Consider the following 15297-nt stretch of genomic DNA (forward strand, 5'->3'; position numbering starts at 1 on the left):
GGCGTCTCTACACCGTTCTAATCGCTCTTTGGCTAACTCAAACAGCTTCTTAACGAAGCTGTTCAAGAAGTCCGCTCGCCCAACCATCCTCTGAGCGCAGTGCAACGAAGCCGAAGCATCTCACTCGTGGGGTAAACTACAACCTCCGCACGCGAGATGCTTCGACTACGCCCTCGGGTCCCTGGCTTGGGGCGCCACATCCTGAAGCCGGATCAAGCAGACCGGTCGGGCAACTTCCTAAGCAGCTTTACCCTATGAAAGTAGCTTGCGCAACAACCTCTAGCTTCTTAGAACGAGTGAGTAGGACGCGAAACAGGCTTTTTTATAGCCTTCCAGGCAGCGGCTTAGGAGCGTACCAACTTTCAGGCTCAACCGTTATTCTTGCGGCCTCGTAAGTGCACTGACCTTTGCTTTATGGTTTTTATTCGATGCATTTAAAGCTCAACACCAAAATTATCCTGGGCTTTAGCCTCGCCCTTTCCGTATTGTCACTTACTTCCTTGGTTGCTTTTAAAAGCATCGAGCAACTATCGTTTTACACGAAGGAGGTGCAGCACACCAACCAAGTACTGCAATACACCTCCGACCTGCGCATGCGCATACGCGATGCGCAAGTTTCGGTGCGCGGCTACTTGCTGCTCGGCGACCAAGCGTATCTTCTAGCTTTTCGCGATGGGTTTCAGACTGCCCGGGTGGACTTGGACTCATTGCAGGAACTCACCCGCGACAACCCGGAACAGCAAAGTCGTTTGGACACGCTTCGGCGCTATGTAGGCGAGGAAAATTCGTTTCTGCGCCAATGGACGCGGGTAGCGCCCTCACCCTTTGCTGCCCGTGACCTGGTAATAGCCGACCAAAACAACCTCAATCAGCTAAAAGACCTGCTTATTCGCTTACGAGCGGTTGAGGAAGCGCTGTTGCGCGAACGAATGCGGAATCAGGATTTCTACCAGAATACCACCCCCGTGGCGATTGTAGTAGCATCGGTGCTGGCCGTGCTGATTGTGCTGTGGCTGTTTCTGAAGATTTCGCGCGAGCTTAAGGCCAACCAACGTTTACAGGACGAGCTAACCCGTGTGAACGAAGACACCGCGCGCCGCATCGACATCATCGAAGAACTGGCCGAACGAGTGGTGCAGGGCGACTACACCGTGAAAATCCGCAGCGAAAAACAGCAAGACAGCCTCGGCAACCTGGCTACCTCGCTCAACCGAATGACGCAGACGCTGGAAGAAAACTTTACCACGCTGGAAAATCGCAACAAAGAGCTTGATCAGTTTGCTTACGTGGCCGCCCACGACCTGAAGGCGCCTTTGCGGGGGGTTACGACGGTGCTGAAATGGATAGAAGATGAGCTGGCCAGTGAGATAGGCGAGCAAATGCGCCAATACCTGACGATGATGAAGGGCCGCCTAAGCCGGCTGGAAGACCTTATTAATGGGCTACTGGCGTATGCCCGGGCGGGCCGGGACAGCCAAGTCCAGGAGCAAGTAAACGTTGAGCAGTTGGTAACGGAGGTAACGGAAATGGTGGTGCCCAAGAACTTCCGGGTGCTGCGGCCCGATCCGCTGCCCAGCTTCCTCACCGACCGCCTCGGCTTACAACAGGTGTTCGCCAATCTGATGAGCAACGCCGTCAAATACCATCATCAGCCATCCGGCACCATTACCATCAACTGCCGTGACGTGGGCCGCCACTACGAGTTCCGGGTGCAAGACGATGGGCCCGGCATAGCGCCGGAGTACCATGAAAAAATCTTTCTGATTTTCCAGACCCTGCGCGACCGACACACTGCCGAAAGTACCGGCATTGGCTTAAGTATCGTAAAAAAGATTATTGACGAGCAAAAAGGCACTATCCACGTCGAATCGGCTGTTGGGCAGGGCGCTGCGTTCGTTTTCACTTGGCCAAAATAGGTGAAGTTGTGAAGTGGTGAGGTGGTGAGTTTGATGTTCGGCTGGCGCCATGTGCGCTATTGGAACATCAAACTCACCACCTCACCACTTCACCACCCCACCACCTCACAATTTCACAACTTCACCTTATGCGTTCTGTATTGCTTGTTGAGGATGATTTCTTTGACACGATGACTGTGAAGAAGTCTTTTGAAAAATTTAATATCCAACATCATCTCTACACGGCTTTCAATGGATTGGAAGCGCTGGATTTGCTGCTTGGGTCCAACGGCGTGGAGCCCATCCGGCCCCTGCCCGAGGTAATTTTGCTGGACCTGAATATGCCCAAGATGAATGGCCACGAGTTCCTGACCGAAATTCGCAAGAACCCCGAGCTGGCAAGCATTCCGGTGTTCATCACTACCACCTCGGTGCTGGATGTTGACCGGCTAAACGCGCAGAACCTGGGGGTGAGTGGCTACATTTTGAAGCCCTTGGATTTTGAAACGGCCGCCGACATGGTCGATAGCATAAGCTTACTGGAAGAACTCCTGAAATAGAGCCGCCAGCAGCGAATGGTTTACTGCATGCAAGTTTTTGCAGGTCAAGCGTTACTTTCATCCCGTTATCTCTCACCTCGCTTTTCTTGTCATGATGCACCGTTCGGTTTTGGTTTTGCTGGGCAGCTTCTTCCTTTTGCAGCCAGTTGCGGCGCGGGCGCAGGAAAGTCCGCGCCAGCTGAACACGCTGCCCGCCCCCACTGCCCCACGGGCTCCTGCCGACACCACCCGCCGCGCAACTTCGCCCGCCGCTCCCCGCCAACTGGCTTCGCCGCCCGTCATGCCCGATTCGGTGCGGCAGCAACAGCAGCAACAGCGGGCAGTACTGCCGCCCGGTAACACCACGCGCTACTCGGTGGGCCTGAAAAGCGGGCAGGTATACAAAGCCTACGACGTTATTATCAAGCAGCCGCTGCTTGGTCGTTCTTTCTTGCTGCTCGATGGGCAGCAGCGCTTCGAACTAGACCAGGTGCGCTATTACGAAGACGAAACCGGCTTTTATGTGCGCACCACGCTACCCGGCCGCTCGTCCCGCGAAACCACCCTTCGCCGCGACCGGGTGGGCCGGCTTAGCTTGTACTCCATCACCAGTACGCAGTATGCTGGCAACGGCAGCCCGTTTGGGTATGGCGGCTATGGTCGTTACGGCGGTTTTGGCGGCCCTTACGGTTACGGGGGACCCATGTACCGCACCACCAAAACCGAATATTTCAGCAAAGACAATGGGCCCATCGAAGACCTGAGCCTGCGCAACCTGCTGCTGGCTACCGCCGACAATCAAACTTCGACCAACCTGCTGTTGCAGGCCCGCCAGTACCAAACGTACACCACTCTGAGCTACGTGGCGGCTGGTAGTTTGCTGGTGGCCGGCCTCGTTTCAACTCTGAATTCCAACGATGGCAACGGCGCTTCCATTTCGCCTTTGGTGTACGGCAGCTTGCCCTTCCTCATCGTGCCCCTGGTGCTGGGCGGCAAAAGTCAGAACAACATGCGCCAGGCCATCAGCATCTACAACCGGGGGCTGTAGCAACCAGTAGCACAACCATGCATTTACTCGAAGGTGCCTGTGGAAAGCACGTAATTTTGCCTCCGTATTTTCCGTAGGAAGTGCGGGTCGAGACACCTTGGCGCACAAGCGCAAGATCTTCATTTACAATATTTTATATAAGGTTCATCCGTATTTATTGACGGACGAGGCAACTCTTAAAAAGGAAGCTGAACAGGAACGCCAGCATAGGCAGGGCGTAAGGAATAGCCAGCTGCCAGCGAGTGGCAGCTGGCTATTCCTTCACCTTACTTCTCTTGGTTATGTTTGACAAATTGGAAACCCTCGACGACTTGTTCGAGATGCAACTGAAAGACCTGTATAGCGCCGAAAACCAGTTAGTAAAAGCGCTGCCTCTGATGGCTGAAGCTTCGAAAGACGGTCGTTTGCGCCGAGGCTTTGAGCGGCACCTGCGCGAAACCGAAGCCCAAGTAACCCGCCTCGACAAAATTGCCAAAGACCTAGAACTGGACCTGAGCGGACACACCTGCAAGGCCATGGAAGGCCTCATTGCCGAAGGACAGGAAACGATGTCGGAGAATGCCACCGAAGAAGTAATGGATGCCGCCCTGATTGCGGCTTCGCAGCGCATCGAGCATTACGAAATTTCGGGATATGGCACTGCCGCCCACTTTGCCGACCGTTTGGGCTATGCTGATGCCGCTGGGCTGTTGCGCCAGAGTCTGGAGGAAGAGCAGCTCACCGACACCAAGCTCAATGACTTGGCCAAGAACTACATCAACCAAAAGGCCGAATAGCCTTTCAGGTACCATTTAAAGGTAAAGTAGTCAGGCAAAGCCCAAGCACCCAGTTGTTGGCAACCTAAAGCAGCACTACCTACCTAATTTCGCCGCTTGTTACTTGTTGCGAGGTGCTGTGCGGGAAAGCTGCCGACTGCTCCGCGGCATGAGCCACCCAGAGGAAGAGGCCACAGACGCCGGATATGCACGGGCGTTTGTGGCTCTTTTTCTTTCAGCTCTTTCAGCAGCTGGCAGGGGCCACTCCTGGCAAGTCACGTTCACCCCTCGCTGGCAAGGCCTGCCTCCAGCAGCCGTACGGAGCCGGAAATCAGCGTTAGCCGCAAAGCGAAATCAGCATTTCCCCCGACTACTATTTCCTGCGGGGCCAATAGCTTTGTTTCGAAGTCTTCGGCACGTGTCGTTGCAAAAGGAGAGGCATGATGATGGCACACTTCACTGCTTACATCAAACGGGCCCAGGGCCGAATGGGAGTGAGCTTGCGCGGCAAATGCACCGATACCGGTTCGGCCCAGCAGCTGGAAACCGCTATTGAAGAAGCCATTGCCAACGGGCTAGCCGTCGTCTGGATTGACTGCCAACGCCTGGAGCCCATGACGTGGCAAGGCCAGCGGGCCATCCTCAACGCCGACCGCCGCGCCCGCACAACGGGGGTGGCCCTGCAATGGTGCGGCATGCCGGGCGCTGTGATAGAGCAGCTTGTCGCTAGTGGCCTCAGCTTGCTGCTCCACCTGCAGCCCGCTGGCAGCTACCAGGGGCCCCGCGAATTGCTGCAAGACACTCTGCCTACTTCCATCCAATCGAAATTGCCGAAAGCATGAGTGTGCAGCCGCCAACTCCGGCCAGCGAAGTTTATATTCACCGCCAGCTCCGACGCCTCCGTCACCTCAACTACCGCCGCTATTCTATCGACCTATTGTTGGGACGGGTGCGCCGACTGCTGGCTAGCTCCGCCGTGCGCTGTCTGGAGCTGCCCGCTGGTACGCTCGTATACCGCGGCGTGACCTGCCAGGAACCGCCCCAGCAAGTGAAAGACGTTTCGTATCCGCCACCCGAGCGGGTATCGCACGACCAGCGGGCCAACCGGGCCGGGGTGCCCATGTTTTACGCCAGTGCCACCTGGCACCCGCCTTTCTTCGAGGCCGGCGTGCAGCCCAACGACGAGATTCTGATTACCCGCTGGATCAGCCGGCAGCCCTTGCGGCTCGTGAGCTTCCACGCCGCCGACCAATGCACCGACGACCCGCACTCCAACCGGGACGAAGCCCTGCGCCACGTACTAGATTTGCTTCCTTCCCCGGTGCGCCCTACGGCCGCCTTTCTAACCAAAGCCTTTACCCGGCCGGTAGCCGAAGACAAGCACCACCACTACCGCCTTTCTATTGCGGTAGCCGAAGCTTGCGAGTTGGGCCACGCCTACGACGGTCTGCTGTATCCATCGGCCGCCATGCCCTCCCTGGCACACAACCTGGCCCTGCATCCTAGCTGCCTCGATACCGGTAAGCTGGAACTGCAATACGTAGAGCACCTGCGCGTCAACCATGTGGGCACCGAAAGCCTGGATGTACGCTCCTTGGACTTTGCAAACAGCTATGACGCCAACGGCCGTTTACAATGGCTGGGGCAGCCCGGCAATTGGGTGCTTCGTGAAGGTGGCACCGTTATGAGCTGCAAGTTCTAAGCTGCAAGCCGCAAGCTGATGTTCAGTGAAGGAGCTTACCGCTTATTGCTTGAAGCTCACAGTTCTTTTGCGGGTTTATACGTTGAAATTACGTGTTTTTTCAGCGGCTATTGGGTCAAAATGGGACGTATAGCAGGGAACCCGGCGAATGTCGGAACCCTTCTCACCAACCATTTTCAGCCCATGTTTTATCACGATAAAGAGTTGCAGTACAAAGTTCGGGTCGACCGGCCTAGCCCAGTGTTTGCACGCATGCTTCAGCAAGCCATTGGGGGTATCGAAGGCGAGATTCGCGTGTGTCTGCAATACCTGTTTCAGGCCTGGGGCAACCGCGGCCCCGAGAAGTACCGCGACATGCTGCTTGAAACCGGCACCGAAGAAATAGCGCACATCGAAATGCTGGCTACCGCCGTGGCCCTCAACCTGGAAGGCGCACCAACCAGCCTGAAAGACGAAATGGCCAAAGACAAGATGGTGGGCGCCATCATGGGCGGCATGGACCCCCGTCATTTCCTGTCGGGGGGCTTGGCGGCCTTGGCTACCGACGCCAACGGAGTGCCTTTCAACGGATCGTGGGTGGTCGGCTCTGGCAACACGGCCGCGGATATGTATGCCAACGTGGCGGCCGAAAGCACGGGCCGGGTATTGGCCACGCGCCTGTGGGAAGTAACCGACGACCCCGGCATGAAGGACATGCTTTCCTTTCTGATTGCCCGCGACACCATGCACCAGAACCAGTGGCTGGCCGTAATCGAAGAACTCGGCGGTTTGCACAACGTGCATCCTATTCCGAACTCCTTTCCTCAAAACCAGGAAGTACAGCAGTTCAACTACGCTTTTGTGAGCACCAGCGTCAACGACATTGGTACGCCGAATGGCCGCTGGACGCAGGGTCCATCCATTGATGGCAAAGGCGAATTCCATGTGATAAAAGCCGAACCAATGGGTGGGAAGCCCAAGTTGGCCCCCCCCGTGCCCGAAGGCCACGCCCAGACCGAGCAAATGACGTTGACGGACACCATCATGGGCAACATCAAAGATACCATGGGCCTGTAGCCGCGACTAACCAAATGGTCCGTTGGCACCAGCAGCCCGTCAGGCCGTCAGGCCAAGCCAGTAGAACGTCATGCCGAGCAGAGGCGTAGCCGTAGTCGAAGCATCTCGCTAGTATGGTAAATTTTATTTGCTACTACACCCTTAGCGCGCGAGATGCTTCGACTACAGCTCCGCCTTCGCCGACGCCGAATCAGCGTGACGTTCTACTAGCTTGGCCTGACGGCCTGACGGGTTGGTTTTCTGCCTTACCACTCCCCTACCTCCCGACGCTTGCATCATGGAAAAATCTCCGGCCGAAGATCCTAGCAAAGCTGGCAAAGTCGATCAGCAGACGGCCAGCAACAACGTACCCAAAAGCGGTGAGCGGCCCGACCAGGGTGTAGCGCCTACTAGCGACCATTGGGCCACTTCCGATAAGCCTGATGCCGACAAGCGCATTATGGAAGCGCCCGACACGCTCGGGGCCAAATACAAGCACCCCATTCTGGCGCAGCCTCCCGAAGAGTTTACGGGCCTTAAGCTGGGCAAGCCTGCTACCGTAGCGGCTGGCCTGACGGCGGTGCTGAAGTCGGGGGCGTTTGCCTTCAGCTATGATGGTCCGGTGCGCGGCACCCACGCGCTGCTCAAGCTCAATCAGAAAGACGGTTTCGACTGCTCAAGCTGCGCCTGGCCCGACCCCGACGACCACCGCTCGGTAGCCGAGTTTTGCGAGAATGGCGCCAAAGCCACCGCCTCCGATTCTCAATCCGACCCGGTAGGCCCCGAGTTCTTCGCCCAGCACAGCCTCGTAGACCTCTCGCACATGACGGACCGCGACCTAAACAACGCCGGCCGCCTCACGCACCCCATGGTGCTCCGGCCGGGTGCTACCCACTACACGCCTATTTCCTGGCCCGAAGCGTTTCAATTGGTTGGAGACGAGTTGAATGCGCTGAAGTCGCCGGACGAAGCTATTTTCTATACTTCGGGTAAGGTGCCCAACGAGCCGGCGTATTTGTACCAGCTGTTTGTGCGGCAGTTTGGCACTAACAACATGCCTGACTGCTCGAATATGTGCCACGAGAGCAGCGGGGCGGCCCTTACCAATACCATCGGGCTGGGTAAGGCTTCGGTAACGCTCAACGATTTTTACGAGGCCGAGGTCATTCTCATCATTGGGCAGAATCCGGGTACCAACCACCCGCGCATGCTCACGGCCTTGCAGAAAGCCAAGCAGAACGGCGCCAAGATCATCAGCATTAATCCGCTGCACGAGGCCGGTTTGCAGCACTTCAAAAACCCGCAGGACTTCATGAACCCGCTGAAGGCAGTGGGCACCCTGCTCGGCACCGGCACACCCATCACCGACGTGTTTCTGCAAGTGCGCATCAACAGCGACCAGTTGGTGCTGCGCGGGCTGATGAAGTGTTTGCTGGAAGCCGAGGCGCTAAACCCGAATATGGTTATCGACCACGAGTTTATTCGGGAGTACACGACGGGCTACACCGAGCTGCTGGAAAACCTGAACAACACCAGCTGGACCGACATCGAGGAAACCAGCGGCGTCACGAAGGCGCAGATTCAGGAAGCTGCCAACCTGATTGCTCGCCACAAGAAAATCATCACCTGCTGGGCCATGGGCCTTACGCAGCAGAAAAACGGCGTGTACACCATCGAGGAAATCACCAACATGCACTTCTTGAAGGGGGCGGTGGGTATTCCAGGGGCGGGCTTGTGTCCGGTGCGCGGCCACTCCAACGTGCAAGGCGACCGGACGATGGGTATTTGGGAGCGGCCGAGCCCGGAGTTTCTCGACGCCCTGGAAAAGGAGTTCAATTTCAAGGCTCCGCGCGAGTTCGGCTACGATACCGTGGAAGCCGTGAAGGCACTGTACGACGGCAAAATCAAAGCGTTTGTGGCGCTCGGCGGCAATATGCTTTCGGCCTGTTCCGACACCGAGTTTGTGGCCGAAGGCATGCGCAAGTTGCGCCTCTCGGTGCACATCACGCCCAAGCTCAACCGCAGCCACCTCGTCAACGGTGAAATGGCCTTGCTGCTGCCTTGCTACACGCGCATTGATATCGACCGGCAGAAATCGGGGCAGCAGATTATGAGCTGCGAGAACACCATGGGCGTGGTGAGCATGAGCAAAGGCGTGCTGGAACCTCTGCCCGGCGGCCAGATGCTGAGCGAAGTAGCTATTGTGTGCGGCATAGCCATTGCCACCCTCGACGGCCGCAGCACCGTGGATTGGGTGGGCTGCACCGAGAACTACGACCTGATCCGGGACTATGTGGAAAGGACCATTCCCGGCTTCGAGAAATTCAACGAGAAACTGCGCCACCCCGGCGGCTTCTACCTTCCCAATGGCCCGCGCGAGCGGGTGTTTACAACCTCGAACGGCAAAGCCAACTTCAGCGCCACGCCCTGCGAAAAGCACGTGCTCGAATCCGGCCAGCTGGTCATGATGACCATGCGCAGCCACGACCAGTTCAACACCACCATCTACGACTACAATGACCGGTACCGCGGCGTGTACAACGAGCGGCGCGTTATTTTCCTTAACCCCGAGGACATGGCTGACCGGAGCATCAAGGAGAAAGACCTGGTGAACATCACCAGCCACTTCGAGGGACAGCAGCGCCACGCCGAGAAATTCATTGCCATTCCCTACGACATTCCGAAGGGCAACTGCGCCATGTACTTCCCCGAAGGCAACGTGCTAGTACCTATCGGCAGCGTGGCTTACAAGAGCAACACGCCGACTTCCAAGTTTGTGATTGTGACCGTGGAGCGGGTAGAAGTGCCTATCGGCCGCTCAACTGCCACCCCCGACCGAGTGGCCGTGCCAGCGTGAAGGGCACACTTAATAATCTTACTAACTACATTAAAATTATGCAAGAACGTGTATAACAAAAGTATTGAATACATGACAGTAGTGTAAGGTGTAGTAATAAGCTCATTATTCGCTTTACTCAAACTGTTAATTCAAGAGATACTTGAGCTAAATTTACTTATTTTTGAAAAAGCACAACTACCACACTTTGCACTACTGTCATATATCCATATTCATGTCTTACTACCTAGTAGTACTTACACCCAGATGACACTTTGACACAATAGAGTTTATAATTAAAAATATCTAACTGGCTCTACACTGCCAAAGTATAATCCTGCTGCTCCCCCTCCCGTAATTTCATGTGTCAAATACTTAAATCTTAGAACCTGACCTCCATCTGGCTCTGTAAACCATTGCATTTCTGTACCAATAATAACAGGCTGATCAAAAGAAAGTGTTGATGCGCCTAAATCATCTGAACCTTGCGTAATTTTATAGGATACCGTTTGAGTCAATTGCTGGGTATTACTTGTGCCAAATTTTGCTCCTATTTTTAATTTTTCATTTCCAGCCATTGCATTAAATTCAAAATTTTCTGAGTATGTACTTGTCACTTGAGTGGTGACGGTTGATTCAACCGAAGAATCTTCTTCATGAAACTGAAATCTCCAAGTATCACCGAAATTTTCCAGATCCCAAGTAATGATTTCGGTTTCTGGATGAAACTCCTTTGGAGTTACTGTATTTATCGAATAGTAATAATCGTCAAATCTATTAGCTCTGTACCGACTATATGTGATGGCATATAAATCTTCAAGCCTAGCTGTGAAAATACGTGGTATGTCCGCACCAGTACCATTTTTGGCACCATATAGTACTGTCATTCTAAATTCAAACTCTCCTTCTGTCCAGTAGGGAGTTCCATCTCTGTATGTCGGATCACCTAGTCCAGCACCTGACTGGTCTGCCATTCTATATAATGCTGCTTCACTGAATTTGATTGACCGTAAAGTTTCCCTAAAAACTCTTCTCAGTGTTCCATTTGGAACGCTAGGCTCAATGCCATAGTAAACATAATCTCTCTGCCATGGCGGATTATTTGCATTGCCTGACGAATTAGATATTCTCCAAGCATCAACATTAACTGGATCTAACATAGGGACGTTTGTGCCTGGAGGATAAGATTCTCTGGGATCATATGCGCCTCTACTTGCTACTTGATGAATACCATCGTATGCTTTATTAGCAAACCGAAATGTAAAAATGCCTTTATTATAAAACTGTAAGTTACTGCTTTCATTAGAGGCATTATTAATTTCACCAACTGCTACACGCTCGTTTTGTTTAATAACTATAATAGGAAAACCAGGTATTTCACCGGGTTTAATAACATTCCTTTTTCCGGTAGCATCATAGAATGGGACATCATTGCTACCATCCATCGACGTTGCAACAGAAGGAATTTCAGTTTCCACTTGCCAGGATTCTGGAGAAAAACCACTAGGAAGTGTAGGAATAAAAATTGTTAATAAAGGCAATTCCTGTTCAATCAATTCAAGTTGAGAATTAAGATCCATATACTTTTTTAATCTTTCGTGAAAAGTAGCGCCATTATGAATTGGCTCATCTTTGACCATTTGGTAAAGAACATCGTAATCTTTGTCAAACTTTTTTGTCGCCTTATTTTTAATAAAGCTTCGTAATTCTGAATCCTCTTGTATTGCCTTTGCTAATGCTTTAGCAAAGGCAGCTTGTAATGAAGCTTTGGGATTTTCTATCTCAATTTTTGTAGAACTAGGGGAGATGTACTCCCTCTGCTCGCAGGACAGTGTTAGGTATGATAAGCTCATCATTAACCCAACGATTCTTTTGTTTTTCATGGCAAGTGTTATAATGTTTGAGAATTAATCAAATTTTTTTTTGACAATGTCTAACATCAGCCATATGTTATCAAGGACTATACAGAGGTTTTTGTGACTGTATAAAGTATTTGATAATATATAATAATTTCAACTATAAATGCTAATCATGCTGTTTTAATAACCAGACTAACCTAGCAGATGTATAATAAAAACTTAATACTCATTAATAGAAATTTCTTGTAAAAAGTAAAAAATATAATACTAATAAGTTATATAAACTACATTTATCTATTAAAAAAATTACATTTTATATATCAAGTATAATAATTATAATGTGTAAGTAATCATCAACCTATAAGCTCTCATTTGTGACACTATGCATAAGTCAAAAACGATGACTATTGTGACTAATAGTTTCTACAGACCAGCTTATTATTTTGAAATAATTAGCCTTATAAAAGAGATTATTTCAAAATATTTGACCATAATTCATTTGCAAACTGCAGCGCACCAGTATGCGCTAAATACTTAATACAATACCAACTAATACTCATTTTCACCTAATTACAAAGCAATAATTGCCTTAGCTAACGTACATCCCTGCATGTTTCACACTAGATGTACTAACCCGTTATGAGCAAGCTTCTTCCTCCTCCTGAGCCGGCCACCCAGCCGACTTCCCACTCTACCTCCCGCCGCTCGTTTCTGCGCTACACCGGTGCCAGCATGGCCGTTGGTGGCCTTTTACTGGCCGGCTGCGACGACGACAACGAAAACGACAACCGCATTGATGTGGGCTCGGGCGATAATGGCGTTCTGAACTACGCTTACGCCTTAGAGCAATTGGAAACCGCCTTCTATGCCGCCGTAAAAGGTGGTGCTTACTACGCAGGCGCATCGGCCGCTGAGAAGCAGATCTTCGACGATCTATCGCTGCACGAGCAGGCGCATACCAATTTCCTGAAGGCTGCACTTAGCACCAATGCCATCAAGCAGCTCGAAGCCGACTTCTCTACCATTAATTTCGCGGATAAAACCAGTGTACTGACCGCTGCTCGAAGCTTCGAGGACCTGGGGGTAGCTGCTTACAATGGAGCCGGACGCTTCATTACTAGTGCGGTTTACTTGGTGGCAGCCGGCAAGATTGTGTCGGTGGAAGCTCGTCACGCCGCTCTTATCCGCGATTTGATATCATATAACAAGTTCGTAGATAATGATGTGGTAAATCTGTTCATTCCGACTGATCCTTCAGTGCCAGGAGGGCCGGGTAACGAAGGCACAGGCTTAGAAAGATCAAAAAGACCAGCTGAAGTGCTGAATACGGCCAATCAGTTCTTGAAAGAAGGCTCTAAGCTCAGCGCTAACAGCCTTGTGTAATCTGGCTTCGGCTGTTTCCTCACCTCAAATCGACTTTTTAAATCATGGATTTATTTAAATTAATTACCGAAATCGAGCAGGTTGATCCTGAGATTTATGATCGTCTCGATTCGCGTCGGCGCGTGTTCAAGCACTTTGGCTTGGCTGGTAAAGCTGTAACGGCGGCTGTATTGCCAGGCTTGGTGAGCGGTATTTTCCAGCGTGCCTACGGGCAAGGCACTACGCTTTCTGCTGATATTCAAGCCGTGCTAAATCTGGCTTTGAGTTTGGAGTATCTGGAATTCTATTTCTATGATACTGCTATCAAGGCCAACAACCTGATACCAGCCGCTGATCTTCCCGCCTTCACTACTATTCGCAACGACGAGTCCGGTCACATCAAAGTGCTACGTGGGGTACCAGGCTTTAGCCCAATTGCCGACCCTACCCGTAACGCCTTCGACTACAGCGGCGGCAAAAGTCCCGTGCCGCTGCCTACCAGCGTAGGCACTGGTCCGTTCCGCAATGTATTCACTGATTACGCCTTGTTCCTGGGCGTTTCACAATCATTTGTGGATACAGGGGTACGAGCCTACAAAGGTGGGGCACCTGTTTTAATGACTGCCACCAACAAGGACATCTTGGAGGCAGCCCTCAACATTCACTCGGTGGAAGCGCGGCACTCTTCACACGTACGCACTATACGTCGGGGCCTGGCTTCAGGTCAGAGTGGCCAAGGCGCCATCACTGTTCCGGGCGACTTAAGTAACCTGAACCTGAAGCCCAAAAGCTGGATTTCTGGTACCGACAACGGAGGTCCTTCGCCAAACACTATGCCTTCGACGGCCTTGGTGTACGGACCCGGCAACCCGGCTACGGGCGCTCCTACGGCCATCTTCTTCCCTGGCGAGAACAACACCAACCAAGCCGGGGTCGACATTCTTACGAACACGGCCGGCATCACGCCGGCTGCCGCCTCCGAGGCCTTCGATGAGCCACTGGATCCAGGTACAGTGAAAACTATTGCCCGTAACTTCGTGGCGCAGAGCACTGTTTTGTTTACGTAAGCGAAAATAAAGACCCGAACAAGCTAAGCAGTCGTTTAGACAGACGACTGTTTACCTGGTCCAATTAGGACAGCCTCAGTTCGTGCGTACTCCGGTACTGCTCGAACTGAGGCTGTTTCTATACGGGGGCTACCCACCTCAACACTTATAGCCGAAAAACGCGGCGCCTACTAACCTGACCCTCCCACCAAAAAAGCCAACCTCATGAACAAGTACGCCATTGTAATACACGGCGGTGCCGTAACCATGAAGCCCGGACAACTGACGCCAGAAGTAGAAGCACACCAGCGCGAAGGTCTGCACCAGGCCATGCAAGCCGGCTGGGCTATTCTGCACCAAGGCGGAACAGCTTTGGATGCAGTGGAAGCAGCCGTCAGCAGCATGGAAGATAACGAGCACTTCAATGCCGGACGCGGCAGCAGCTTGAATCTGCAGGGCGAAGTGCAAATGGATGCGAGCATCATGGACGGCAGCAACTTGAAAGCCGGAGCCGTGAACAGCGTTACGTATGTAAAAAACCCTATTCAACTAGCGCGTGCCGTGCTAGACAACAGCAAGCACGTGTATTTATCGGGCGAAGGAGCTGTGGAGTTTGCCTTGCGACAAGGCTTGGACCTAGCCTCTCCGGATTACTTTGAAGTCGAGAAGTCGCGGAAGGAATGGCTGGAACTGGTACAGCAAGAGCAAGCCGAGCCCCAACAACACGACACAGTAGGCGCAGTAGCTCTCGACCAGCACGGCAACCTAGCCGTAGCTACCAGCACCGGCGGAATTGAGGGTCAGGTGAAAGGCCGCGTCGGCGACAGTCCGGCCTTGGGCTGCGGCAGCTACGCCAGCAACGACGCCTGCGCCGCCTCCTGCACCGGCGACGGGGAGGTGATTTTGCGCGGGGCGCTAGCACACGAGGTGTATGCGCTAGTGAAATACAAGGGCTTACCCATCGTGGAGGCTTGCCGCGCAGCCATCAGCCTGCACGACGAAGACCTGCAAGGTGATAAAGGCATCATTGGTATTGATAAGGAAGGTAATGTGGCGCTCGAATTTAACAGCAACGTGATGCGCCGCGCCTATCGGATTGGGGAAGAAGAACCCGTCGTAGCCATCTGGCGCGACGAGTAGGGTGATGAGTTGCGAGTTATGAGTTGCCAGTTGCCAGGTCGTTGAAGCCAGCAACTGGCAACTCGCAACTGAGCTGGCAA

12 protein-coding genes are annotated in these 15297 nt (G+C 52.8%); 11 read left to right on the forward strand and 1 reads right to left on the reverse strand.

What is annotated here, in order from left to right; translation table 11 throughout:
• Positions 1-428: 428 nt before the first annotated feature.
• From VF639_RS22410 to VF639_RS22445, 8 genes are all read left to right on the forward strand, one after another.
• Positions 429-1916, forward strand: a complete 1488-nt coding sequence (locus tag VF639_RS22410; RefSeq protein ID WP_331148184.1) for a sensor histidine kinase — start codon at positions 429-431, stop codon at positions 1914-1916.
• Between the two features lie 128 nt (positions 1917-2044).
• Complete coding sequence (locus VF639_RS22415) at positions 2045-2455, forward strand: response regulator (RefSeq protein ID WP_331148185.1); 411 nt, start codon at positions 2045-2047, stop codon at positions 2453-2455.
• 91 nt (positions 2456-2546) lie between these two features.
• Positions 2547-3482, forward strand: coding sequence for a hypothetical protein (locus VF639_RS22420; RefSeq protein WP_331148186.1), 936 nt, complete (start codon positions 2547-2549; stop codon positions 3480-3482).
• A 281-nt stretch (positions 3483-3763) separates the two neighbouring features.
• Positions 3764-4258, forward strand: a complete 495-nt coding sequence (locus VF639_RS22425; RefSeq protein WP_331148187.1) for a YciE/YciF ferroxidase family protein — start codon at positions 3764-3766, stop codon at positions 4256-4258.
• Positions 4259-4677: 419 nt separating this feature from the next.
• Positions 4678-5079: an STAS domain-containing protein gene (locus VF639_RS22430; protein WP_331148188.1), complete on the forward strand. Its 402-nt coding sequence runs from the start codon at positions 4678-4680 to the stop codon at positions 5077-5079.
• Positions 5076-5939 carry an RES domain-containing protein gene (locus tag VF639_RS22435; RefSeq protein WP_331148189.1) on the forward strand — a complete coding sequence of 288 codons (864 nt, stop codon included), beginning with the start codon at positions 5076-5078 and terminating at the stop codon, positions 5937-5939. Before VF639_RS22430 ends, VF639_RS22435 begins: the two co-directional genes overlap by 4 nt.
• A gap of 183 nt (positions 5940-6122) precedes the next feature.
• Positions 6123-6995, forward strand: a complete 873-nt coding sequence (locus tag VF639_RS22440) for a manganese catalase family protein (protein ID WP_331148190.1) — start codon at positions 6123-6125, stop codon at positions 6993-6995.
• Between the two features lie 277 nt (positions 6996-7272).
• Entirely contained in the window at positions 7273-9831 is a 2559-nt protein-coding gene (locus VF639_RS22445) for an FdhF/YdeP family oxidoreductase (RefSeq protein ID WP_331148191.1), read from the forward strand.
• Between the two features lie 275 nt (positions 9832-10106).
• Here the strand turns inward: VF639_RS22445 and VF639_RS22450 are convergent, their stop codons facing one another.
• Positions 10107-11693 carry a hypothetical protein gene (locus VF639_RS22450; RefSeq protein WP_331148192.1) on the reverse strand — a complete coding sequence of 529 codons (1587 nt, stop codon included), beginning with the start codon at positions 11691-11693 and terminating at the stop codon, positions 10107-10109.
• A 615-nt stretch (positions 11694-12308) separates the two neighbouring features.
• Between VF639_RS22450 and VF639_RS22455 the strand changes: the two genes are divergently transcribed.
• The 3 genes from VF639_RS22455 (at position 12309) to VF639_RS22465 (ending at position 15217) form a co-directional block, all read left to right on the forward strand.
• Positions 12309-13052 (forward strand): ferritin-like domain-containing protein, encoded by a 744-nt coding sequence (locus tag VF639_RS22455; RefSeq protein WP_331148193.1) that lies wholly within the window; start codon positions 12309-12311, stop codon positions 13050-13052.
• A 44-nt stretch (positions 13053-13096) separates the two neighbouring features.
• Positions 13097-14098, forward strand: a complete 1002-nt coding sequence (locus VF639_RS22460) for a ferritin-like domain-containing protein (protein ID WP_331148194.1) — start codon at positions 13097-13099, stop codon at positions 14096-14098.
• A gap of 204 nt (positions 14099-14302) precedes the next feature.
• Positions 14303-15217, forward strand: coding sequence for an isoaspartyl peptidase/L-asparaginase family protein (locus VF639_RS22465; protein ID WP_331148195.1), 915 nt, complete (start codon positions 14303-14305; stop codon positions 15215-15217).
• Positions 15218-15297: the final 80 nt, after the last annotated feature.

Source organism: Hymenobacter sp. (genome assembly GCF_036387835.1).
GTDB lineage: Bacteria > Bacteroidota > Bacteroidia > Cytophagales > Hymenobacteraceae > Hymenobacter.

What these genes read in the sequence shown, in the direction of transcription:
- VF639_RS22415 (WP_331148185.1), top strand. Translation starts at nt 2,045, where the DNA reads ATGCGTTCTGTATTGCTTGTTGAGGATGATTTCTTTGACACGATGACT.
- VF639_RS22435 (WP_331148189.1), top strand. Translation starts at nt 5,076, where the DNA reads ATGAGTGTGCAGCCGCCAACTCCGGCCAGCGAAGTTTATATTCACCGC.
- VF639_RS22450 (WP_331148192.1), bottom strand. Translation starts at nt 11,693, where the DNA reads ATGAAAAACAAAAGAATCGTTGGGTTAATGATGAGCTTATCATACCTA.
- VF639_RS22410 (WP_331148184.1), top strand. Translation starts at nt 429, where the DNA reads ATGCATTTAAAGCTCAACACCAAAATTATCCTGGGCTTTAGCCTCGCC.
- VF639_RS22420 (WP_331148186.1), top strand. Translation starts at nt 2,547, where the DNA reads ATGATGCACCGTTCGGTTTTGGTTTTGCTGGGCAGCTTCTTCCTTTTG.
- VF639_RS22445 (WP_331148191.1), top strand. Translation starts at nt 7,273, where the DNA reads ATGGAAAAATCTCCGGCCGAAGATCCTAGCAAAGCTGGCAAAGTCGAT.
- VF639_RS22460 (WP_331148194.1), top strand. Translation starts at nt 13,097, where the DNA reads ATGGATTTATTTAAATTAATTACCGAAATCGAGCAGGTTGATCCTGAG.
- VF639_RS22440 (WP_331148190.1), top strand. Translation starts at nt 6,123, where the DNA reads ATGTTTTATCACGATAAAGAGTTGCAGTACAAAGTTCGGGTCGACCGG.
- VF639_RS22465 (WP_331148195.1), top strand. Translation starts at nt 14,303, where the DNA reads ATGAACAAGTACGCCATTGTAATACACGGCGGTGCCGTAACCATGAAG.
- VF639_RS22425 (WP_331148187.1), top strand. Translation starts at nt 3,764, where the DNA reads ATGTTTGACAAATTGGAAACCCTCGACGACTTGTTCGAGATGCAACTG.
- VF639_RS22455 (WP_331148193.1), top strand. Translation starts at nt 12,309, where the DNA reads ATGAGCAAGCTTCTTCCTCCTCCTGAGCCGGCCACCCAGCCGACTTCC.
- VF639_RS22430 (WP_331148188.1), top strand. Translation starts at nt 4,678, where the DNA reads ATGATGATGGCACACTTCACTGCTTACATCAAACGGGCCCAGGGCCGA.